The sequence below is a fragment of the Pontixanthobacter luteolus genome (assembly GCF_947494915.1).
GTDB lineage: Bacteria > Pseudomonadota > Alphaproteobacteria > Sphingomonadales > Sphingomonadaceae > Pontixanthobacter > Pontixanthobacter luteolus.
Window position 1 is genome coordinate 1,071,021 of sequence record NZ_CANLWR010000001.1, and the last position, 20,646, is coordinate 1,091,666.

A 20,646-nucleotide genomic window follows, 5' to 3' on the forward strand; every position below is an offset into this window, starting at 1 on the left:
TCCTGCTTAACCGTTGATTTTATTAGTGATCTGCGGAACGATAGCGTCCGCTGTGAAACCGAATTTCTCGAACAAATCGCTCGCCGGGGCCGACGCGCCGAAGCGGTCAATGCCGATATTGATTCCGTCCGTACCGGTATAGCGTTCCCAGCCCAAACTGGTGCCCGCCTCAATCGATACCTTCAGCGTATCGGCCGGCAGAATATCCGAGCGATAGGCTGCGTCCTGCGCGTCGAACAGTTCGGTGCACGGCATGGATACGACATCGGCGCCAATTCCCTGCTGCTCAAGCTGATCGGCGACCTGCACCGCCAACTGGACTTCCGAACCGGTCGCGACCAGCACAACCTTGCGGTCTGCATTCGCGGCGCGCAGGCGATACCCGCCGTTCGCGCTGCGGTTCTTCGCCGATGTCCAGTTCTCGTCGCCCTCACCTCGCAATTGCGGCAGACCCTGACGCGAAAGCGCGAGGATTGACGGCGTCGAAGATGTTTCAAGCGCCAGTGCCCAACACTCGGCCGTCTCGATCGTGTCGCAGGGGCGATAGACATTGAGGTTTGGCACAAGGCGCAGGCTCATAACCTGTTCCACCGGCTGGTGGGTCGGCCCGTCTTCGCCCAGCCCGATGCTGTCATGCGTCATCACATAAACGACACCGGTCTGCTGAAGCGCGCTCAGGCGGATGGCGTTGCGGCAGTAATCGCTGAAGATCAGGAAGGTCCCGCCATAGGGGACCACGCCGCCGTGAAGCATCATACCGTTCATGGCCGCAGCCATGCCGAATTCCCGGATGCCGTAATATAGGTAACGGCCCGCATAATTGTCTGCACTGAATGGCTCGGTGCTCGGGGTCTTGGTGTTGTTCGACCCGGTGAGATCAGCAGAACCGCCGACCAAGTGCGGGATTTGCTGCGTCAGCGGACCAAGTGCCATTTCCGACGCCTTGCGGGTCGCGACCTTTTGCGGCTCGGCAACCAGACCTGCGATGTGCGCCTCGATTGCCGGACTTGCGAGCTTCGCAATGTTGTCCATACGGCTTTCGAATTCGCCCTTCTTGTCCGAAGCATCGAAGCGGGACTGCCACGCTGCGCGTTCCTTCGCGCCGCGATCGCCGGTCGACTTCCAATCGGCAGTGATATCGTCCGGCACAACGAACGGTTCGTATTCCCAGCCAAGCATTTCGCGTGCGGCGGCGATTTCGTCGGGACCGAGCGGCGCACCGTGGGTTGCTGATGTGCCCTGCTTGTTAGGCGCGCCCTTGCCGATGATTGTCTTGCAGGCGACGAGCGAAGGGCGATCATCCGCCATCGCTTCTTCGATTGCGCGGCTGATGTCGGAGGCATCGTGCCCGTCGCAGCTTACGACGTGCCAGCCTGCGGATTGGTGGCGGGCCTTCACGTCTTCGCTGGTCGAAAGGTCAGCCGCGCCATCGATAGTGATGTTGTTGTCATCCCACAGCACGATCAGCTGACCCAGCTTCAAATGCCCGGCAAGTCCGATTGCCTCGTGGTTGATGCCTTCCATCAGGCACCCGTCACCGGCGATTGCCCAGGTGCGATGGTTGACCAGATCATCGCCGAAATGTGCATTCAACTGGCGTTCTGCAATCGCCATGCCGACAGCCATGGCGACGCCCTGGCCCAGCGGACCGGTGGTGCATTCGACACCGTCCAGCAGGAAGTTTTCCGGGTGTCCGGCACACGGACTGCCCAGCTGGCGGAAGTTGCGGATGTCGTCCATCGTCGGTGCCGCGTATCCGGACAGGTGAAGGAGCGAATAGATCAGCATCGAACCATGACCGGCAGACAGGACGAAACGGTCGCGGTCGGCCCAATGCGGCGCGGAAGGATCGAATTTCAGATATTTGGACCACAGGACGGTCGCGACATCTGCCATCCCCATCGGCATTCCGGGATGCCCGGAATTCGCTGCCTGGACAGCGTCCATCGAAAGGGCACGGATGGCATTGGCCATGGGTGCCATGCGGGACGGATCGAGGCTCATTCGGGAAGCTCCTGCCGGATAGAATTTTTGTACACGCGCAGATAGCGATTCGGCGCGCGCGAAGCCTTCGCGGACGCGCTCTTGCAGGTCAAGGATTGCCGTTAAGCCGATCCCCAGCAGGATTGACCGCACCATGACACATCCGGTCCGGCCATAAATTATCAACAGGCCACGCCAAGCCTTTGCCTGACAACGCCAATTCGGATAAAAAGCGCGCATGAGCGCAGACCGTATCGAATCTGCTGTCCAACGTATTGAGACAGCACTTGCACGCATTGCGAAGGCCGCGGACAGCGCGCCGGCATCACCGTCAGCTGTGTCGGCGCTCGTGGTGAAACATGAGGCGCTGCGCGAAACGGCATCGAACACTCTGTTGCAACTCGACAATCTGATCGAGGAGCTCGAGAAGTGAACCAGGTGAAAGTCACCATTGGCCGGCGCGAATACAGCGTGGCCTGCGCCCCCGGTGAGGAAGATCACGTGGCCAGTCTGGGCGCGATGATCCACGAAAAACTGAGCCAGTTGGGCGCCGACCTGCCTGTGAGTGAGTCGCAGAACCTTCTCTTCGGTGCCTTGTTTGTTGCCGATGAGCTGCACGAGGCGCGCAAGAGCGCAGCGGACAGGCAGCAGGAACACGATCGTCAGCTGAGCGAGTTGAACGAGACTGTCCGCAGCGCCAGCGTCGCCGTAGGCCAGCGCGACGAATTGCAGTTGAAGGTGAGCGATTTGGAATCCGAACTGGACGGATTGCAGTCTGCACAGCAGCGCCACAATGCAGAAGTCGATGACATGCGGACCGAACTGGCCCAGCGGCGCGAGGAAGCCGAAAGTGCGGTAGGCGAGAAGGAAGTAATCGCGGCTCAGCTTGCGGAGATTACTCGCGAACGCGACAATTTGTTGAGCAAGATCGAGAGCAAGAACGAGCTTCTTGAAATTGCCAATGACAAGATGCGTGAAACCAACGCGAAGCTCGACGAGGCTCTCAATTCAGCGAGCCAACCGTCAGAGAGCGCTGATCTGGCAAACGACCCAGACCTTGCGCCCGCACTGGAAAGATTCGCCAACTTGCTGGAAGAATGTGCAGACAAGCTTGAGAAGCACGACAGCAACACCTAAATGGTGTGTGGCGGGACTGCCCGGTACGAGCCGCAGAACATCCCTGAGGCTATAAGCAATCCAAGGGAGCTGTCCCTGTCCAAGGTAACGTTTCGCACGGGGCCTTGAGGCACACGGCGCCCACCTGACGTTTTAGGCGTCGGCGGATTTCCCGGTAAACGACCCATGGTGGTTCCGCCACTCCACACGAGCCTAGGGAACCCATGGCCAGCAAATCGACACTTCGCAGAGAGATGCGCGCTTTGCGGCGCGAGCATGCCTCCGCCGTTCCCGAAAACATGCGCGGTCTCATTTTTCGGCATCCGCCCGGTCCCTTGCGCGAATTGATCAAGCCGGACTGGACGATCGGGCTTTATCATGCTGCCGAGCATGAAGCGCCTGCCTCCGGCTATGCGAGACATTTCTCCGAAGCCGGCCATCCTGTGGCCCTGCCCCGGTTCGAATCCAAAGATTCGCCGATGGACTTTGCCGCCCATGACGATCCGTTTGGAGAGCAGGATCTGGAGCACGGCCCGTTCGGGATCCTGCAGCCCGCCGCCAGCAGCATAGCCCTTACGCCTGATATCCTGTTTGTGCCGCTGCTTGCTTTCAACGATCAGGGTGCGCGGCTTGGCCAAGGCGGCGGGCATTATGACCGCTGGCTTGCAGACAACCCCGAAACGAAAGCAATTGGCATGGCTTGGGATTGCCAATTTCTGGACCAGATACCCACGGAGCCGCACGATATGATGCTGGATGCCATCGTCACACCTACACGCCTGTACGGACCGTTCTGATGCGGAAGGAACCGACTGCTCGCATCCCTCTGGGGATTCTCGGCCTGCTGATCGCTCTGACGATCTACGGCGTTGTCCTCGCGCGTTATTTGCCCGATCTGATTGGTGATTGGCCAACCCTGGCCCAAACACTGATCTACATCGTTCTGGGGGTGATCTGGCTGCTGCCGCTGCGCCGCTTCCTTGTCTGGATGGAAACAGGGAAATGGGGCTAGGCACGCGCATTTAGAGCGAAGCCGCGCCTCAGATAGTCTGACCAAATTTCTCGGAGAAACCAGCGCCCCACAAAAGTGGTGGCGCGAGTGACGGGACTCGAACCCGCGACCTCCGGCGTGACAGGCCGGCGCTCTAACCAACTGAGCTACACCCGCGTGCAAGACTGCGCTTGGGAGCCGCGCAACTAGGCCAGCATCGTAATGCTGTCAACGCACAAAAAGGCCATTTTTCGAACAGTTTTCAACAAATCTGCCGGTGCCCCCTAATTTACCTCCGTTAACCATATTTTTGCCCGCTCCTGTCATGCCTTTTCGCCTCTAGACGAAGGCTAAGGACAGATCGGAATGACGAATTTTCTCAGGATCAGCCTGTGCGGTGTGGCCGCGATTCTCGCCCCTTTGACTTCAGCCCATGCAAATTCCGGCGTGAAGCTGTCGCGCGCTGTCTATGTCGAGCGTGTTGCCGACAACGGACAGCGGGAAATCGCGCCTGCACGCCAGTTCCGCAAGGGAGACACGGTAATCCTGCTGGTCGAATGGAACGCCGCGCGGTCAGGCGACGCATTCACTGTTTCAAGTCCGATCCCGCCGAGCCTGTCTTTCAAGCGCAGCAGTCTGCGCACGCAGAGCGTATCGGTTGATGGCGGCCGCAATTGGGGCCTGATCGGCAACCTGCGCATCCGCGACGAATTCGGCGAACGCATGGCCACAGTCGAGGATGTGACCCATCTTCGCTGGCAGATTGCGCCAGGTGAGCCCGGGCAGAAGAACGGCCGGATCACCTATAGCGCAATCGTGCGTTGAGCGTGCTTACTCAGTCAGGAGCAGGACGGGTGTTTCAACCAGCTTCTTGAATTCCTGGATAAAGCTCGCCGCATCGTAACCATCCACGACGCGGTGGTCGCAGCTGATCGAGATATTCATCAACTTGCGTTTCTCGATCCGTTCGCCGCCAGCACCATCGCTGACATACATCGGACGCTCGATAATCCGGTTGGGACCGATGATCGCGACTTCAGGCCGGTTGATAACGGGCGTGGTGGCCACCCCGCCTAGCGGCCCGAGCGAAGTGAGCGTCAGCGTCGATCCGGAAAGCTCGTCTGATTTTGCCGAGCCATCACGTGCAGCCTCTGCCAGACGGCCGATTTCGCGGGCGAGTTGCCACAAATTCTTCGACTGAGCGTTATGAATGACTGGCACCATCAGGCCGGCATCGGTCTGGGCTGCGATTCCCAAATGCACGCTGCCATGGCGGGTGACAATTCCTGCCTCGTCGTCATAGCGCGCATTGATCATCGGAAAGGTGGGGATCAGCTTGCAGATCGCCGTGATGATCAGCGGCATCATCGTCAGCTTCGGCTTGTCGCCGCGATTGGCGTTTAGATCCGCGCGCATTTCCTCAAGTTCGGTAACGTCCACTTCCTCGACATAGGAGAAGTGCGGAATGTTGCGCTTGGATGCGGCCATGTTTTGCGCGATGCGTTTGCGCAGGCCGATGACCTTGATTTCCTTGTCCTCGCGCTGCCCGCCTGCCGGGCTGAAGCCGGTGCCGGCATTGTAGGACAGAAATGCATCGAGGTCGGCGTGACGGATCCGGCCGTCTTCCGCCGGCTTCACCTCGCCAAGGTCGATACCAAGATCCTTTGCACGCTTGCGGACCGCAGGGGATGCAAGAACCTTGTGGCCAGACGTTGCTTGCGCAGCGGGCACTTCCTCAGCCTTGGGTGCGGATGCAGAGACTGGTTTTGGGGCCGACTGCGGAGCCGGTTCTGCTTTCGCCACCGCTTCCGGCTTCGTGCTTTTCGCCGCTTCGGGTTGCTTCTCGGCAGGTTCAGCAGGCCCGTCATCTGCGCTGTCCTCGGCCGCATCATCGGGAATTTCACCGTCGACTTCGATAACGACCAGCATCGAGCCTATCGAAACCATGTCGCCTGCCTCACCAGCGACCTCGATGACTGTGCCGGAAACGGGGCTTTCCATCGGAACCGTGGCCTTGTCGGTCATCATGTCCACGATTTCCTGGTCTTCCTCGACCCGGTCACCAACGCCGACGTGCCAATCCACGATTTCTGCTTCAGCGATACCTTCGCCGATATCGGGCATGTTGAAGGTGAATTTTGTCATCTCGATTACTCGCTTACCATGTTGTCGTAGACCCAGTCGGTCACTTCGATTGTTGCCAGCGCAGTTCCAACCGCGACCGGCGCACCATCGCCGCAAAGTATTTCAGTCAACTTGCCCGGCCACGGGCTGTTCAGCTCAATGTGCGCAATTTCTGTTTCTAAAGAAACGAGCGGCGTGCCATCCTCGAATTCGTCACCCGCCCCAGCCAGCCAACGCTGGACTGCAACGGGACCAAACTGGTCCATGATCGCCGGCAAATCGAGAGTAACGGCCTTCATTCAGCCCGCCATCATCTTGTCGATTGCCTCGCCAATGCGGACCGGACCAGGGAAATAGGCCCATTCCAGGCTATGCGGATACGGGGTGTCAAAACCTGTCACCCGCTCGACCGGCGCTTCCAGGTGATAGAAGCACCGCTCTGTTACCAACGCGGAGAGTTCCGCGCCAAAGCCCGATGTGCGGGTCGCCTCGTGAACGATCAGGCATTTGCCTGTTTTCTTCACCGATTCCTCGATCGCCTCGATATCGAGCGGCACCAGGGTGCGCAGATCGAGAATGTCGGCTTCAACACCCTTCTCGCGGCAGACCGCTTCGGCGACATGGACCATGGTTCCGTAGGTGAGGACGGTCAGTTCCTCGCCTTGGGTTACATGGCGGGCCTTGCCCAGCGGGATCTTGTAGTGACCTTCGGGCACGATGCTTTCATCGAACCGTTTCCACGGCTCCACCGGTTTGTCGTAATAGCCGCTAAACGGACCGTTATAGATACGCTTCGGTTCGAAGAAGATGACCGGATCATTGTCCTCGATGCATGAAATCAGCAGCCCCTTCGCATCGTATGGTGTCGAGGGAATGACCGTTTTCAGGCCGGAAACATGGGTAAAGATCGCCTCGGGGCTTTGACTGTGGGTCTGCCCGCCGAAAATACCGCCGCCGAAGGGCGAACGCACCGTCATAGGCGATATGTAATCACCAGCGGAACGGTACCGCAGCCGTGCTGCCTCTGAAATCAACTGGTCCAGGCCGGGATAGATGTAATCCGCAAACTGGATTTCAGGCACCGGGCGCAGGCCGTATGCGCCCATGCCCACCGCGACACCGATAATGCCGCATTCAGAGATCGGCGTATCAAATACGCGCGTCTTGCCGTGTTTTTCCTGAAGTCCCGCAGTGGCGCGAAAAACGCCGCCAAAATAACCGACGTCTTCGCCCATCACGATCACATCGGGGTCTTCGCGAAGCTTGATGTCCAGCGCTTCATTGATCGCCTCGATCATGTTCAGGCGGCGCTCGGTCCCGCTACCGTTCACAGTCTTTTCTTTCGTATCTGCGCTCACGAGTTCGGCCTCCCTTCAGGGAACTTTGTCTCGCGTTCGCGGATCGCCTGTTCGCTTTGCTCTTTCAGATGCCAGGGCAGTTCTTCAAATACGTCCTCGAACATTGTCTTGAACGGATGATGCAGACCATGGCCGAGAATGCCGTTCTTTTCGGCTTCCTTGGTGACAGCTTTCACGTGGTCGACACATTCCTTGTCGAGCGCTTCCTGTCTGTCTTCATCCCACTCGCCGATTTCGATCAGGTGGTTTTTCAGGCGCATCACCGGGTCACCCAGTGGCCATTCCTCGCGCTCCTGAGCGCTGCGATAGCCGCTTGGATCGTCGGAGGTCGAATGGCCCTCGGCGCGGTACGTGAAGTGTTCGATCAGGGTCGGTCCGGCATTGGCCCGGGCACGGTTCGCGGCCCACCGCTCTGCCGCATACACGGCTAGCGGATCATTCCCGTCGACACGCAAGCCTGCGAGACCATAGCCAAGCGCACGCGCGGCAAAGGTTGTGCGCTCCGCCCCGGCAAAACCGCTGAAGCTGGAGATTGCCCACTGATTGTTGATAACGTTGAGGATAACCGGTGCATTGTAGACGGTGGCGAAAGTACAGGCGCTGTGAAAATCGCCTTCCGCAGTGCTGCCCTCACCCACCCATGTGGCGGCAATCCGGCTGTCGCGCTTGATCGCGCTCGCCATGGCCCAGCCAACCGCCTGAGGGGTTTGCGTGGCCAAATTGCCGGAAATCGAGAAGAAACTGTGTTCCCGGCTGGAATACATGATCGGGAGCTGGCGCCCCTTCAGCTTGTCACCCTTGTTCGAATAGATCTGGTTGATCATTTCGATCATCGGATAACCGCGCGCGATCAGGATGCCCTGCTGGCGATATGACGGAAAAATCATGTCATCGCTGGCCAAAGCCATTGCCGCCGAAATGGAGGTGGCCTCTTCACCGGTGCACTTCATGTAGAAGCTGGTTTTACCCTGCCGCTGCCCGCGGAACATGCGTTCATCAAACGCGCGCGTCATCGCGAAATTGTGCAGCATTGTGCGCAATGTATCGGGGTCGAGTTTCGGGTCCCACGGGCCATGCGCCTTGTTATCGTCGCCCAATACGCGGATCAGATCGTAACAAAGGTCGCTGGTTTCAATCGCCTCGCATGCCTCGTCCGGCCGGGCCTGTGCGCCGGCTTCGGGCACTACGATATGTGCGAAATCGACCGGGTCGCCAGGGCGATACGTCGGTTCGGGTACGTGAAGCGAAAGCGAGGGCTTGTTTACGCCCTTGCCAGCAGCTTCTTCGGGCCGATCGGCCATGTGGTGCTCTCCCAACAGTGCCCTGCGCCAACGAAGGTAGACCGCGACGCAATATTTTAGAACTGCGTTATTTTATTTCAAAGCACAGTTCGGGTCAAGCGGCCCGGTCAAAGCCGTCATCAGACAGCGATAGGAGCCTTTAACGCCCCTTGCGGCGCGTAATCCGGAACCTCGAAATCTTCGATTGTATAATCGAAGATCGAATCCGGCCGCCTTGTCAGAACAAGCGTTGGCTGCCCGTCGGGTTCCCGTGACAATTGCTCCTCCACCAGTTCACCATGGTTGAGATAGAGATGAGTGTCGCCGCCCATCCAGACAAATTCACCCGGTTCAAGATCGGTCTGCTGCGCGATCATCCGCTGAAGCAGGGCCGCCGACCAAAGGTTGAACGGAAGGCCCAGCGCCACATCGCAGCTGCGCTGGTACAACGCGCAATTCAGGCGCCCATCGGCGACGTGGAACTGGTAGGTCTTGTGACACGGCGGCAGCGCCATCTGATCCAGCTGCGCCACGTTCCACCCTTCGATGATATGGCGCCGGCTGCCGGGGTTGTTGCGCAAGGACTCGATGACTTCAGCAACCTGGTTGATGCCGGGACCTTTGCGATAGGATCCATCGGGCTGATATTGGTAGGTCGGCCAATCGACCCATTGCTTACCATAGACCGGGCCCAATTCGCCCCAGCGCGCGGCAAAGTCATCTTCCGCCACGATGCGCGCCGAAAATTCCTCGCGGCTTATATCTTCACCGGTTTCGCGGCGATAGGTGTCGAGCGGCCAGTCAGTCCAGATCTGGACATTCTGCCGGCACAATTCGCGTATGTTCGTATCGCCTGTCAGGAACCACAGCATCTCGCGCGTCGCGGTTTTCCAATAGACGCGCTTCGTTGTTAGCAGCGGCATCTTTCCGCCGGTCAAATCGAACCGCAGCATCGCACCGAATACGGACCGTGTTCCCACACCGGTCCGGTCGCGCCGTTCGCTGCCATGCGTCCAGATGTCGCGCATCAGATCGAGATACTGATATTCAGGATGGGTACGATTGCGGGAATCGGTGGAGGAAGGAACGCTGGCCATACCGCATCCCTAGCCGCGCATTTGCGCGCTTGCCACCCCGGGCAACCGCTCGTATAGCGCCGCCTCTACCGCGCTGGCGGTTATCGGCAGCGCAATCGAGTCGGGAAGTAGCTCAGCCTGGTAGAGCACCGTCTTCGGGAGGCGGGGGCCGGAGGTTCGAATCCTCTCTTCCCGACCATTTCCAATCAAATTTGTTCAAGCAGGTCTGGCAGCAAGGCCCGCGATTCCCAACACCAGGGTCAGTGCGCCCAAACCGATGGAAAGGTGCCAGCGCAGCTTCATCCAGTCTGCGCCGCCCAGCGCCAACCAGCGGTCGACCAGCGGCGAGAGCATCAGGAAAAGTCCGAGCCACAGCATCGACGGTTCGGGCCATGCCCAGCCCAGCGTCCACGGGATAAACAGCGCAAGACCGATCAGGCTGGGAATTACCGCCACGATCAGCACGGCAGGATTGGGATTGCCGAGCGCGATACCCTGCCCCCACCAACCACCGCCAAGGAAACTGAAGATCAGCGCCGCATAGGCAAACCCGCCCGCCAGCGCGATCCAACCGAGTTCGTCGGCCAGCACGAACAGCGCGAGCGCCAAAACTTGAGGCAACAGCCCGGCATAGCCAAGCAGCTTTGCCGACATCGGAAGTGGTGGGTGTTCGTTGTTCATGCGCGTCCCTGTTTGCTCTGCCGGTTTGGTACCTCCCGGCGGTGGCGGCACCCTGCTCCGGTGAAAGGCATGAACGGCCCCTTGTGTTCCAGCCAGCGGCCAAAAGTGCAGACCTGCGCGGAACCGACCGCCAACCAGTCCGTTGAACAGGCAAGCTTATTCAAAGCAAAAACGATCTTACAAGGAAAACACAATGCAGATCATCATCCTCATTCTCAGCATCCTTCTTCCCCCGCTTGGCGTTGCGCTCAAGCACGGACTGAGCAATGATTTCTGGATCAACCTGATCCTCACGATCATCTTTTTCGTACCTGGCGTGATCCATGCCATCTATGTGAATTTCCTGCGTTAATTCGCAGTACCCTCGTTCAGTAGGGTTTTGAGACCGGCGCCGCTCCTTGTTGAGCGCGCGCCGGTTTCTCATATCCAGACCATGTCCGAAGATCGCAAGACACCCAAACATCGCGCCGTGCCCAGCTCGCGCATTTCCCGGCTCTCCGGTTTTGGACGGCTGGCCGGAGGCATTGCTGGCGGAATGATGGCCGAAGGCGTTCGGCGGCTTTCAACAGGCGAGTTGCCAAAGCTGGAGGATATGCTGCTCACGCCGGGCAATGCGCTGCGCTTGGCAGACAGGCTATCGCATCTTCGCGGTGCAGCGATGAAGCTGGGCCAAATGATTTCCATGGATGCCGGCGACATTTTGCCGCCTGAGCTTTCCAACATACTCGCCGGATTGCGCGACCGGGCAAATTTCATGCCGCCCCGGCAATTGAACCAGATGCTGAAATCACAGTGGGGCGAGGATTGGCGCAGCCAGTTAGCCCATTTCGAGGCCCGTCCGATTGCGGCCGCATCAATCGGTCAGGTTCACAAGGCGACAACCCATGACGGGCGCGTCCTAGCAATCAAGGTGCAATATCCGGGAATTCGGGAAAGCATCGATGCCGACGTCGACAATGTCGCAACTCTATTGAAAATGTCCACGATGTTGCCGCCGCAGCTCGACCTTGCACCCTTGCTCGAGGCGGCAAAGGCCCAGTTGCACGAAGAAGCTGACTACCAGCGCGAAGGCGAACAGATGCAGCGTTATGCCGCATTGCTGGCAGACGAAGACGGCTTTGTTGTGCCCCAGCTCGACGAAGAGCTTACGCGCGACCGGGTTATCGCGATGAGCTTCGAACCAGGCGTTCCGATCGAAAGCATCGAGACAGAAAGTCAGGAACTGCGCGATGATGTCACAGCTCGCGTCATAGAACTCGTTTCGCGTGAGCTGTTCGAATTCGGCTTCATGCAAACCGACCCCAATTTTGCCAATTACCGTTATCAGCCCGATACGAAGAAGATCGTGCTCCTCGATTTCGGTGCCACGCGCCCAGTCCCGGCCACCATCAGCCTGTCTTATCGCAATTTGATCGAGGCTGGTCTGAACGGAGAAATGGACGAAGTCATCCAGGCGTCTGTCGATGCCGGTTTCGTCAATCCCGTGGCGGTGATGAAGCACCGAGATGGCATCGAATTCATGACTCAGGTGATCCTGGACGAATTCACCCGTGAAGGTCCGTTCGATTTTGGGGACCGCGCATTTGTCGGCGTGCTGCGCGATGAAGGTATGCGCATCGCAGCCGACCGCGAGGCCTGGCATATGCCCCCCGCCGAAACGCTGTTCGTCCAGCGGAAGGTAAGCGGCACCGCGCTGTTAGGCGCCCGGCTCAAGGCTGTTGTCGACGTTCGGGAAATCATAACCCGGCAGTTGAGCAATCAGCCCTGAGGGCAAATGGCCAGTCAGCCTTGCTTCACGCTTTCAATCCAGCGGTCGATATGCTGTTCCAGAACGTCCAGCGGGACCGATCCGTTTTCAAGCACAGCATCGTGAAACGCCCTTAGATCGAATTCGGCGCCGAGTTCGCTGCTGGCACGTTCGCGCAGCTCGCGGATCTTCAGCTCACCGATCTTGTATGCCAGCGCTTGCCCCGGATTGGTGATATACCGGTTCACCTCAGCATCGACATTGGCAGCGGTCAGTGCCGTATTGTCGAGCATATAGTCGACCGCACGCTGCTTGCTCCAACCCTTCGCGTGGAGGCCCGTATCCACCACCAGCCGGGTCGCGCGCCACATCTCGTAACTGAGCCGCCCCATCTCCTTGGCCGGGGTGTCGTACAGTTCCATTTCAATCCCGAGCCGTTCCGAATAAAGGCCCCAGCCCTCGACAAAAGCGGTGAAGAACGTGCCGTTCGCACGCAGCGGATGGATGTCGAGTTCCTGCTGCAGGGCGATCTGGTGGTGATGCCCTGGCACAGCCTCGTGCACGCCCAGCGCGGGCAATTCCCAAAGCGGACGTTGATCCAGCTCTGTGGTGTTCACACGGTAAATACCCGGCTGGCCCGTCGCCAGTGAGCCGGGTTCGTAATACGCCGTGGTATTGCCCGGTGCGGTGGCCGCGGGGATTGGCAAAACAGTGTACGGCTGGCGCGGCAGAGTGCCGAACAGTTTTGGCATGAAGCCGTCGATGTGCTTAGCCAGTGCACCGGCAGCCATCATCAATTCTTCAGGCGTCTTTGCATAATATTGCGGATCGGTGCGCAGGTGCTCGATAAACGCCTCGCGGCTTTCAAACCCTGCGCCCTTGGCAACTTCGACCATTTCAGAGCGGATCCGAGCGACTTCCGACAGGCCGAGATTGTGAATCTCGTCCGATGTCATGTCCGTCGTGGTATAGCTGCGAACGCGCTGTTCGTAGTATTCGGCGCCGCGCGGTGTTGCCAGCAGTCCCGGTATCCCGTCACGGCATTTGGGTGCATATTCGGCGCGGTAAAAATCCGCGAATTCCTGATAAGCGGGAAAGATAGACTGATCGAGAGCAATGCGAGCCCGGTCGGTAAGCACGCGCCACTCATCTTCGGAAACAGACCCCGGACGTTCAGCAAACGGACGCCAGAATGGCGATTTTTCCGCGTCTTCGTAGATCTGTTTTTCGATGCGTTCGGCGAAACCTTCCATCGGTTCGCATGCCTGAGTCAGGCCGCGCGAGACAGCTTCGCGGGTTCGGGCGATCCCGGCTTGGTTGATTCCTGCAAAACCTTCCAGCCGCGACACGTAAGATTCATAGTCGCCCTTGGTGAAGAAGGGTGAGCGATACGGGATCGACGCGAAGCCTGAAAACCAACCGCCACGGTTCGTGAACAGGACATAGCGGCTGTGGTCGAATTGCGCAGAAGCGATGTTGTCTGACAGGCTACGTTTCAGGATGGCAACGTCGACCAGCATATCTGCTGGCAGTTCGCTGCGCGGAACCGCGTTAAGCCGCGCGAGAAATGTCTCGCTTTCGGCGATTTGGCGTTCATACGCCTCGAGCGACAAATCGCCCAGCTTGCCGTCTCCGCGCCGGTCGCCGATGCTTGTTGAAAGGAATGGGCTGTTGTCGAGGGTCCACTCCCAGATCTCTTCGCGCAATTCCTCGAATGCCTTGACCGCCGGGGAATTGGATTCAGCACCGAATTCCACTTTCACCTGTGCGGACGCGGGTGCCGCGATCATGGCCGTTGAAAGTGCCAGAGCTGCTACGAGTTTTTTCATTACCGGGATCTCCTGAATCGCGCGCACCCTATTGCGAGCAGCAATGATGGTCCAGTAGGACCACACAATGACCGACAAGCCATCCATATTATTCGTGTGCCTCGGCAATATTTGCCGCTCCCCGCTCGCGGAAGCAGCCTTTCGCAAAGCAGCCGCGGATGCCGGACTGGACGCAGAAGCAGACTCAGCGGGTACGGCAGCCTATCATGTTGGCGCGCCGCCCGATCCGCGAAGCATCGACACTGCGCGCCGTCACGGCATCGAGATTTCGCATTTCCAGGGCCGCCAGATCGAACAAGCCGATTTCGTGCGCTTCACTCATATTTTCGCGCTCGATCATTCCAATCTGGACAATATCCGGTCGGTCGCTCCGTCTGATCATTCCGCGCATGTCGGGCTCCTGATGGATATGGTTCCGGGCCGCGAAGGGGCGGCGGTCGCCGATCCATATTATGGCGGGGAAGAACATTTCGCCGACACCTGGGAAGACGTGAGCCGTGCAGCGCAGAGCCTGGTGGCGAAATTGACGGGCCAGCAGCGCGGCTAGCCGCCGCGAAGCAATTGCACGCCCCAGTCACGTTCGAACAGATAGAGGAGAATCCGCGCCGCCTCGCCGCGCGTCCCTGTCAGACCGCCATCACGGTCCATCAAAATGCGCGCATCATCATGGGCTTTGGGCAGCAGGCGGGTGATCTGTTCCAACGACGCAACCCGGAAGGGCGTGTCACCCGATTGCCGTGTCCCGAGCAGCTCGCCGCCGCCGCGCAGCCGCAAGTCTTCCTCGGCTAGCCGGAAACCGTCTTGTGTCTCGCGCATCAGGGCAAGCCGTTCGCGCCCGGTTTCAGACAATGCGCTCCCTCTTAACAGCAGGCAGACCGATTTTTCCGAACCGCGGCCAACCCGTCCGCGCAGCTGGTGGAGTTGCGCCAGCCCGAACCGCTCGGCCTGCTCGATAACCATCAGGGTCGCAGCGGGCACATCCACCCCGACCTCGATAACGGTGGTCGCGATCAGCAGCTTCGCGTTCCCGCTGGCAAACCGCTCCATCGCAGCGTCTTTCAGCTCTGGCTTCAGCTGCCCGTGAACCAGAACGACTTCGTCCCCGAAACGCTCTTTCAGCGATGCAAACCGCGCCTCGGCAGCTGCGATATCCTCGTTCTCGTTCTCGCGAACCATCGGGCAGACCCAATAGGCTTGCTGACCGCTTGCGATGTGCCGCGAGACACCTTCGACCACATCGGCAAGGCGTTCCTGCGCCACCACTCGTGTGTCGATAGGTTGCCGGCCTGGCGGCATCTCGTCGAGCCGGGAAACGTCCATTTCGCCATACTGAGCAAGCGTTAGCGTGCGCGGGATCGGGGTGGCCGTCATGGCAAGCGTATGCGGCGTGCGCTTGCCCTTTGCGGTCAGCATCAGGCGCTGTGCGACGCCGAAGCGGTGCTGCTCGTCAATCACCACTAATCCCAAATCGCGGTAGGCCACCGTATCCTGAAAAATAGCGTGGGTGCCGATAACAATGTCGATGCTGCCATCCAGCAAACCCATCAGGATGGATTCGCGCGCCTTGCCTTTGTCTCGCCCCGTCAGCAGTGCGATTTCGATCCCCGTTGGCCGCGCCATGCTGCGAAGGGTCTCAAAATGTTGGCGCGCAAGGATTTCGGTTGGCGCCAGCAGCGCTGCCTGCTTGCCGGCCTCGTTGGCGATCAGCATCGCTTCCAGAGCGACGACGGTTTTACCCGCCCCGACATCGCCCTGCAAAAGTCGCAGCATCGGCGCCTCTTGCGCCAGATCACCTTCGATTTCAGCAACAGAGCGCTTCTGTGCGCCCGTCAATTCATAAGGCAGCTGCAGCTTGCCGCGTAGACTGCCATCGCCTCGCAATGGTTGCCCCTTGCGCTGGCGATTGTCGGCCCGCACCAGCATCAGCGCCAGCGAGTTCGCCAACAGCTCATCATATGCCAGGCGATCACGGGCGGCTTCATTTTCGCCCTTGTGGGCCAGTTTCAACGCATCCTTCCAGGCGGGCCATTTCTCCGCCTCGAACTGGCCCGGCTCGATCCATTCCGGCAGGTCGGGCAGCTTCGATAGCGCCTGCTCCACCAGCCCGGCGACCTTGGGCTGCGTGAGCCCTTCGGAAAGCGCGTATACCGGCTCACACAGCCGAGTAAGCGTTTCGCCGCTGTCTTCTACCACATGGTCTGGATGGACTATCTGGAGCATCTGGCCAAATTGGTCGATTCTGCCAGAGACCCAGCGTTTCTCGCCCACCGGTAACAATTTCTTCGCAGTGTAGGATGCCCGCCCAAAATAGGTGAGTGCGCATATGTTTCCGGCGGAATCCTGCGCCAGTACGCGGTAAGGCCCCCTGCCTGATGAACTGCGATGCTCTGTTGGTGTCAGAGCGATGACAACCTGCTCGCCAATGCCAGCTTCATCCAGACTTTCCACTGCGCGCCGGGTCACGAAACGATCTGGCAGGTGGTAGGCAATGTCGCGAACCCGCGTCAGACCAAGCTTGTCGAGCGGCTTGCGCAGTTTCGGCCCGACTCCATCGAGCGCGCCGACTTCTACAAACAATGGATTCAGGACCTCTGGACGCATAGCCTTCCTATAGCTGCTTGCACGCAATTGGCGAGTGGCCTACCCGCTTTCGCATGTCCGATACCCCCGACCTTTCCGCTCGTTTCGCGCGCGCCAAATTCCGTTCATGGCATCGCGGTACAAGAGAAGCCGACTACATGATCGGCGGCTTTTTTGATCGATATCATGCGGATTGGGGGGAGCAGGATCTGGTCTGGTTCGAAACCTTGCTGGATGAAGACGATGTCGACGTGATGGCGTGGGCGCTAAAAACACAGCTGGTGCCCGAGGAATTTTCCGGCCCTCACATGGATCTTATGCAACGGCTCGACTACGTCGATATTCCTCGCTGATGCAGCAACCGGGCGGAACCCATCCCGCCGAAAAAGCTTGAACACCTGATGCCCGATCTTTCCCGTATACTGGCGGCCAAGCAGCCACTGACCCTGTCTTCACTGGCGCGCGGTGCGCAGCCATTGGTTCTGGCCGATCTGGCCCGCGCCTCGGAAGGCCGCGCCATCTTCATCGCAGCCGATGATGCCGCGATGCGGGCCATCACCGATTCTGCGCACTATTTCGCGCCTGAGCTGGAGGTTATCGAATTCCCCGCATGGGATTGCCTGCCATACGACCGTTCCAGCCCGGCGCTTTCTGTCAGTGCAAAGCGGCTGGCGGCATTGCACAGGCTTCAGGCTGGCAAGAACGGATCGCAATTGCTGGTCACCACCGCCAATGCGGTACTGCAGCGGGTTCTGTCGCCATTCCGCATTCGCGAATCGGTGCGCGAATTCAAACCCGGCGTTGAAATTGGCCGCGAGAGCCTGGCCAGCTTGCTTCAGCGTCAGGGCTATTCACGTGCTGACACGGTGGTCGACGCAGGCGAGTACGCCGTTCGCGGATCGATCGTCGACATCTTCCCTTCAGGGTTGGAACAGGGGCTGCGGCTCGACTTTTTCGGCGACGAACTCGAAAGCCTGAGGCTGTTTGATCCCTCGACACAGACCAGCACTGGAATTCTCGAATCGCACTTGCTGCTACCGGCGAGCGAGGCACTGCTCGATGAAGACAGCATCAAGCGTTTCCGCAGCCGTTACCGCGAACAATTCGGCGCGGCTGCAACCGGCGATCCGCTGTATCAGGCAGTCAGCGACGGCCGCCGGCTGGCCGGGATGGAACACTGGCTCCCCCTGTTTGAGGAAAAGCTGTCGACCCTGTTCGACCATCTGACCGATGCGGACCAGATCATCATCGATAGCGGCGCGATACAGGCCGGCGACGAACGACTGAAAGATATCGCCGACTATCATCAGGCGCGCGAGAAAGCCGCCGGACAGGCAGCTGGCAGTTACCGCCCTCTGGCCCAAGACGCGCTGTACGTTACGCGCGAAGAATTCGAGGGCCGCCTGCAAAGCTGGCCGATCCACCGCGCGGTGATTTTTGCCGAGCCAGAGAGCGACAAGGCGATCGATTTCGGTTTCAATTCTGCGCGCGACTTCACGCCCGAACGTGCACGCGGCGACAATGTCTATGATGCCGCTGCAAAGCATCTTCAGTCTGTCGCAAAGTCCGGCAAGAAACCGCTGCTCGCCGCGTATTCCGAAGGCAGCAGGTCGCGGATTGCGTCTATTCTGGAGGAAGCCGGCGCAAAAACCGCACTGGCGGACAATTGGCAGGAAGCGCTCGGCCTCGCTGCCAAGGGACAGACGGCTGCAATGGTCTTGCCGCTGGATAGCGGTTTCGCAAACGACGAACTGGAACTGCTGACCGAGCAGGACATCCTGGGTGACCGGCTGGTCAGGCGGAAGAAACGCAAGAAGGATGCCGACGCATTTCTGGCGGAATTGCAAGCGCTGGGCCGCGGCGATCTGGTGGTTCACACCGAACACGGCATCGGCAAATATCTCGGGCTGGAACCGATCACCGTAGGGAAGAGCCAGCACGACTGCGTGATGCTGGAATATCACGGCGGCGACAAGCTCTACATCCCGGTCGAGAACATCGATGTTTTAACTCGTTATGGTTCGTCCGAAGACGCTGTAGCGCTGGACCGGCTGGGCGGAGAAGCCTGGCAAAAACGCCGCTCGCGCTTGAAAGAGCGTATTCGCGAAATCGCGGGCGAACTGATGAAAGTTGCAGCGGAACGCGCGCTGAAGAAAGCGCCCGTGTTCGAGGCAGACGACGCAAGCTACAACCAGTTCGTTGATCGCTTCCCGTGGGCGGAAACAGATGATCAGGACCGCGCCATTGCCGACGTTCTGCGCGATCTGGAGAGCGGACGGCCCATGGACCGTCTCGTTTGCGGCGATGTCGGGTTTGGCAAAACCGAGGTCGCATTGCGCGCGGCATTCGTGGCCGCCATGAACGGACAGCAAGTTGCCGTGGTGGCCCCGACGACCTTGTTGGCCCGGCAGCACTTCACCAATTTCAGCGAGCGATTTGATGGCTTCCCGCTCAAGATCGGGCGCCTATCGCGTCTGGTCCCGGCGAAGGAAATGAAAGAGACGCGCGACGCGCTGGAAGCTGGAACGATGGACATCGTGATCGGCACGCACGCTCTGTTGTCGAAAAGCACCCAGTTCAAGGATCTGGGCCTCGTTATCGTGGACGAAGAACAGCGCTTTGGCGTGACCCACAAGGAAAAGCTGAAGCAGCTGCGCGCCAACGTCCATATGCTGACGCTAACCGCAACGCCCATTCCGCGAACTTTGCAGATGGCAATGAGCGGGCTTCGCGAACTATCCACCATCCAGACCCCGCCGGTCGATCGGCTGGCCGTGCGCACTTACGTCATGGAATGGGATGAGATGGTCATGCGCGAGGCTTTGCTGCGCGAACACCACCGCGGCGGGCAAAGTTTCATCGTCGTTCCGCGCATCGCCGACATGGCCGACGTGCAGGACTGGCTGCACGAACACGTGCCCGAGGTGAAAGTCATCACCGCGCACGGGCAAATGTCCCCCACCGAAGTTGAAGAGCGCATGAGCGCATTTTACGAGGGGAAGTACGAAGTTCTCCTGTCCACTACGATCGTCGAGAGCGGACTCGATATTCCGAGCGCGAACACGATCATCATCCACCGCGCGGACCGCTTCGGCCTTGCTCAGCTATACCAGCTTCGCGGCCGGGTCGGCCGTTCGAAACTGCGCGCCTATGCCTATCTCACCTACCCAAAGAACCAGCAGCTTTCGGAGGTGGCTGAAAAGCGCCTGAAGGTGCTCGGCGATCTCGACAGTCTTGGCGCTGGTTTCCAGCTTGCCAGCCACGATCTCGACATTCGTGGAGCCGGCAATCTTTTGGGAGACGAGCAATCCGGCCACATCCGCGAGGTCGGGTTCGAACTTTACCAATCGATGCTGGAAGACGCGATTCTGGCGGCCAAGGCGGGCGAGCTTGGCCTGGAAGCCAAGCCGGAAACCGTCAGCCCGCAAATCACCGTCGATGCACCGATCATGATTCCGGAAGACTACGTCCCGGACCTTGCCGTTCGCATGGCGCTTTATCGCCGCCTGAACGACGCAAAGGACAAGCCAGAAATCGAAGCAATGGCCGCCGAAATGATCGACCGTTTCGGACCGCTGCCCGATGCGACCGCAAACCTCGTTCGCCTGATCGAGATCAAGCATCAGGCCATCGAGGCAAACATCGCCAAAATCGACGTTGGCGCGCGCGGAACTCTAGTTAGCTTCCACAATGACGACTTCCCCGATGGTCCGGGACTGATTGCCTATGTCGACAGATTGAAAGGCACTGCAAAACTGCGGCCCGACATGAAACTGGTCATCAACCGCGCATGGAACGATCCGCGTTCCCGCCTTAACGGCCTGTTCCAGTTGACCAAGGGGCTCAGCAATGTTGCCCGCAAGGCGCGGAAATAGACCTGT

The 20,646-nt window shown here is 59.3% G+C and carries 19 protein-coding genes, 2 tRNA genes and 1 other RNA gene; 12 read left to right on the forward strand and 10 right to left on the reverse strand.

Annotation, left to right across the window (positions count from 1 at the left end):
• Positions 1-6: 6 nt before the first annotated feature.
• Positions 7-2,004: a transketolase gene (gene tkt / locus PO778_RS05120; RefSeq protein WP_271438839.1), complete on the reverse strand. Its 1,998-nt coding sequence runs from the start codon at positions 2,002-2,004 to the stop codon at positions 7-9.
• A gap of 217 nt (positions 2,005-2,221) precedes the next feature.
• On the opposite strand from tkt, the gene PO778_RS05125 reads away from it, so the two are divergent.
• The 5 genes from PO778_RS05125 to PO778_RS05140 all read left to right on the forward strand — a co-directional run bounded on the left by PO778_RS05125 (position 2,222) and on the right by PO778_RS05140 (position 4,111).
• On the forward strand, positions 2,222-2,416 hold the full coding sequence (locus PO778_RS05125) for a hypothetical protein (protein ID WP_271438840.1): 195 nt from the start codon (positions 2,222-2,224) through the stop codon (positions 2,414-2,416).
• Positions 2,413-3,120: a cell division protein ZapA gene (locus PO778_RS05130; protein ID WP_271438841.1), complete on the forward strand. Its 708-nt coding sequence runs from the start codon at positions 2,413-2,415 to the stop codon at positions 3,118-3,120. Before PO778_RS05125 ends, PO778_RS05130 begins: the two co-directional genes overlap by 4 nt.
• A 10-nt stretch (positions 3,121-3,130) precedes the next feature.
• Positions 3,131-3,299: non-coding RNA, 6S RNA (gene ssrS / locus PO778_RS13680), on the forward strand.
• A gap of 24 nt (positions 3,300-3,323) precedes the next feature.
• Positions 3,324-3,896, forward strand: a complete 573-nt coding sequence (locus PO778_RS05135; protein WP_271438842.1) for a 5-formyltetrahydrofolate cyclo-ligase — start codon at positions 3,324-3,326, stop codon at positions 3,894-3,896.
• Positions 3,896-4,111 (forward strand): DUF2842 domain-containing protein, encoded by a 216-nt coding sequence (locus tag PO778_RS05140; protein ID WP_271438843.1) that lies wholly within the window; start codon positions 3,896-3,898, stop codon positions 4,109-4,111. Before PO778_RS05135 ends, PO778_RS05140 begins: the two co-directional genes overlap by 1 nt.
• 79 nt (positions 4,112-4,190) lie before the next feature.
• Here PO778_RS05140 and PO778_RS05145 read toward each other — a convergent pair.
• Positions 4,191-4,267: transfer RNA gene (locus tag PO778_RS05145), tRNA-Asp, on the reverse strand.
• A 189-nt stretch (positions 4,268-4,456) separates the two neighbouring features.
• Between PO778_RS05145 and PO778_RS05150 the strand changes: the two genes are divergently transcribed.
• On the forward strand, positions 4,457-4,915 hold the full coding sequence (locus PO778_RS05150) for a hypothetical protein (protein WP_271438844.1): 459 nt from the start codon (positions 4,457-4,459) through the stop codon (positions 4,913-4,915).
• Between the two features lie 6 nt (positions 4,916-4,921).
• Here PO778_RS05150 and PO778_RS05155 read toward each other — a convergent pair whose 3' ends face one another.
• The 5 genes from PO778_RS05155 to thyA form a co-directional block, all read right to left on the reverse strand.
• On the reverse strand, positions 4,922-6,235 hold the full coding sequence (locus PO778_RS05155) for a dihydrolipoamide acetyltransferase family protein (RefSeq protein WP_271438845.1): 1,314 nt from the start codon (positions 6,233-6,235) through the stop codon (positions 4,922-4,924).
• A 5-nt stretch (positions 6,236-6,240) separates the two neighbouring features.
• Positions 6,241-6,513 (reverse strand): lipoyl domain-containing protein, encoded by a 273-nt coding sequence (locus PO778_RS05160; RefSeq protein WP_160729993.1) that lies wholly within the window; start codon positions 6,511-6,513, stop codon positions 6,241-6,243.
• A complete protein-coding gene (locus PO778_RS05165) occupies positions 6,514-7,512 on the reverse strand; it encodes an alpha-ketoacid dehydrogenase subunit beta (RefSeq protein WP_160730649.1) in 999 nt (332 codons plus the stop codon).
• Positions 7,513-7,568: 56 nt separating this feature from the next.
• Complete coding sequence (locus tag PO778_RS05170; RefSeq protein WP_271438846.1) at positions 7,569-8,873, reverse strand: 3-methyl-2-oxobutanoate dehydrogenase (2-methylpropanoyl-transferring) subunit alpha; 1,305 nt, start codon at positions 8,871-8,873, stop codon at positions 7,569-7,571.
• 119 nt (positions 8,874-8,992) lie between these two features.
• On the reverse strand, positions 8,993-9,949 hold the full coding sequence (thyA, locus tag PO778_RS05175) for a thymidylate synthase (protein ID WP_271438847.1): 957 nt from the start codon (positions 9,947-9,949) through the stop codon (positions 8,993-8,995).
• Between the two features lie 101 nt (positions 9,950-10,050).
• On the opposite strand from thyA, the gene PO778_RS05180 reads away from it, so the two are divergent.
• Positions 10,051-10,127 (forward strand) — tRNA-Pro (locus PO778_RS05180).
• A gap of 17 nt (positions 10,128-10,144) precedes the next feature.
• Here the strand turns inward: PO778_RS05180 and PO778_RS05185 are convergent.
• Positions 10,145-10,609 (reverse strand): DUF3429 domain-containing protein, encoded by a 465-nt coding sequence (locus PO778_RS05185; RefSeq protein WP_271438848.1) that lies wholly within the window; start codon positions 10,607-10,609, stop codon positions 10,145-10,147.
• A 193-nt stretch (positions 10,610-10,802) separates the two neighbouring features.
• On the opposite strand from PO778_RS05185, the gene PO778_RS05190 reads away from it, so the two are divergent.
• Positions 10,803-10,961, forward strand: coding sequence for a YqaE/Pmp3 family membrane protein (locus tag PO778_RS05190; protein WP_160729996.1), 159 nt, complete (start codon positions 10,803-10,805; stop codon positions 10,959-10,961).
• A gap of 81 nt (positions 10,962-11,042) precedes the next feature.
• Positions 11,043-12,377 carry an ABC1 kinase family protein gene (locus PO778_RS05195; RefSeq protein ID WP_271438849.1) on the forward strand — a complete coding sequence of 445 codons (1,335 nt, stop codon included), beginning with the start codon at positions 11,043-11,045 and terminating at the stop codon, positions 12,375-12,377.
• 14 nt (positions 12,378-12,391) lie between these two features.
• Here PO778_RS05195 and PO778_RS05200 read toward each other — a convergent pair whose 3' ends face one another.
• Entirely contained in the window at positions 12,392-14,185 is a 1,794-nt protein-coding gene (locus PO778_RS05200; protein WP_271438850.1) for a DUF885 domain-containing protein, read from the reverse strand.
• Between the two features lie 67 nt (positions 14,186-14,252).
• Between PO778_RS05200 and PO778_RS05205 the strand changes: the two genes are divergently transcribed.
• Positions 14,253-14,732 carry a low molecular weight protein-tyrosine-phosphatase gene (locus PO778_RS05205; protein ID WP_271438851.1) on the forward strand — a complete coding sequence of 160 codons (480 nt, stop codon included), beginning with the start codon at positions 14,253-14,255 and terminating at the stop codon, positions 14,730-14,732.
• Here the strand turns inward: PO778_RS05205 and recG are convergent.
• On the reverse strand, positions 14,729-16,786 hold the full coding sequence (gene recG, locus PO778_RS05210; RefSeq protein ID WP_271438852.1) for an ATP-dependent DNA helicase RecG: 2,058 nt from the start codon (positions 16,784-16,786) through the stop codon (positions 14,729-14,731). The two genes, PO778_RS05205 and recG, sit on opposite strands and share 4 nt — an antisense overlap.
• Before the next feature lie 53 nt (positions 16,787-16,839).
• On the opposite strand from recG, the gene PO778_RS05215 reads away from it, so the two are divergent.
• A complete protein-coding gene (locus PO778_RS05215) occupies positions 16,840-17,118 on the forward strand; it encodes a succinate dehydrogenase assembly factor 2 (protein WP_271438853.1) in 279 nt (92 codons plus the stop codon).
• Positions 17,119-17,166: 48 nt separating this feature from the next.
• Positions 17,167-20,640 (forward strand): transcription-repair coupling factor, encoded by a 3,474-nt coding sequence (gene mfd / locus PO778_RS05220; protein ID WP_271438854.1) that lies wholly within the window; start codon positions 17,167-17,169, stop codon positions 20,638-20,640.
• The last annotated feature ends 6 nt before the right edge of the window (positions 20,641-20,646 follow it).

Excerpts from the sequence above, each read along its gene's own strand:
- PO778_RS05165 (WP_160730649.1), bottom strand. The coding sequence starts at position 7,512 with ATGATCGAGGCGATCAATGAAGCGCTGGACATCAAGCTTCGCGAAGAC.
- PO778_RS05215 (WP_271438853.1), top strand. The coding sequence starts at position 16,840 with ATGTCCGATACCCCCGACCTTTCCGCTCGTTTCGCGCGCGCCAAATTC.
- thyA (WP_271438847.1), bottom strand. The coding sequence starts at position 9,949 with ATGGCCAGCGTTCCTTCCTCCACCGATTCCCGCAATCGTACCCATCCT.
- PO778_RS05190 (WP_160729996.1), top strand. The coding sequence starts at position 10,803 with ATGCAGATCATCATCCTCATTCTCAGCATCCTTCTTCCCCCGCTTGGC.
- PO778_RS05125 (WP_271438840.1), top strand. The coding sequence starts at position 2,222 with ATGAGCGCAGACCGTATCGAATCTGCTGTCCAACGTATTGAGACAGCA.
- PO778_RS05170 (WP_271438846.1), bottom strand. The coding sequence starts at position 8,873 with ATGGCCGATCGGCCCGAAGAAGCTGCTGGCAAGGGCGTAAACAAGCCC.
- PO778_RS05150 (WP_271438844.1), top strand. The coding sequence starts at position 4,457 with ATGACGAATTTTCTCAGGATCAGCCTGTGCGGTGTGGCCGCGATTCTC.
- PO778_RS05195 (WP_271438849.1), top strand. The coding sequence starts at position 11,043 with ATGTCCGAAGATCGCAAGACACCCAAACATCGCGCCGTGCCCAGCTCG.
- mfd (WP_271438854.1), top strand. The coding sequence starts at position 17,167 with ATGCCCGATCTTTCCCGTATACTGGCGGCCAAGCAGCCACTGACCCTG.
- PO778_RS05205 (WP_271438851.1), top strand. The coding sequence starts at position 14,253 with ATGACCGACAAGCCATCCATATTATTCGTGTGCCTCGGCAATATTTGC.
- PO778_RS05140 (WP_271438843.1), top strand. The coding sequence starts at position 3,896 with ATGCGGAAGGAACCGACTGCTCGCATCCCTCTGGGGATTCTCGGCCTG.
- PO778_RS05160 (WP_160729993.1), bottom strand. The coding sequence starts at position 6,513 with ATGAAGGCCGTTACTCTCGATTTGCCGGCGATCATGGACCAGTTTGGT.
- PO778_RS05135 (WP_271438842.1), top strand. The coding sequence starts at position 3,324 with ATGGCCAGCAAATCGACACTTCGCAGAGAGATGCGCGCTTTGCGGCGC.
- PO778_RS05200 (WP_271438850.1), bottom strand. The coding sequence starts at position 14,185 with ATGAAAAAACTCGTAGCAGCTCTGGCACTTTCAACGGCCATGATCGCG.
- PO778_RS05185 (WP_271438848.1), bottom strand. The coding sequence starts at position 10,609 with ATGAACAACGAACACCCACCACTTCCGATGTCGGCAAAGCTGCTTGGC.
- tkt (WP_271438839.1), bottom strand. The coding sequence starts at position 2,004 with ATGAGCCTCGATCCGTCCCGCATGGCACCCATGGCCAATGCCATCCGT.
- recG (WP_271438852.1), bottom strand. The coding sequence starts at position 16,786 with ATGCGTCCAGAGGTCCTGAATCCATTGTTTGTAGAAGTCGGCGCGCTC.
- PO778_RS05155 (WP_271438845.1), bottom strand. The coding sequence starts at position 6,235 with ATGACAAAATTCACCTTCAACATGCCCGATATCGGCGAAGGTATCGCT.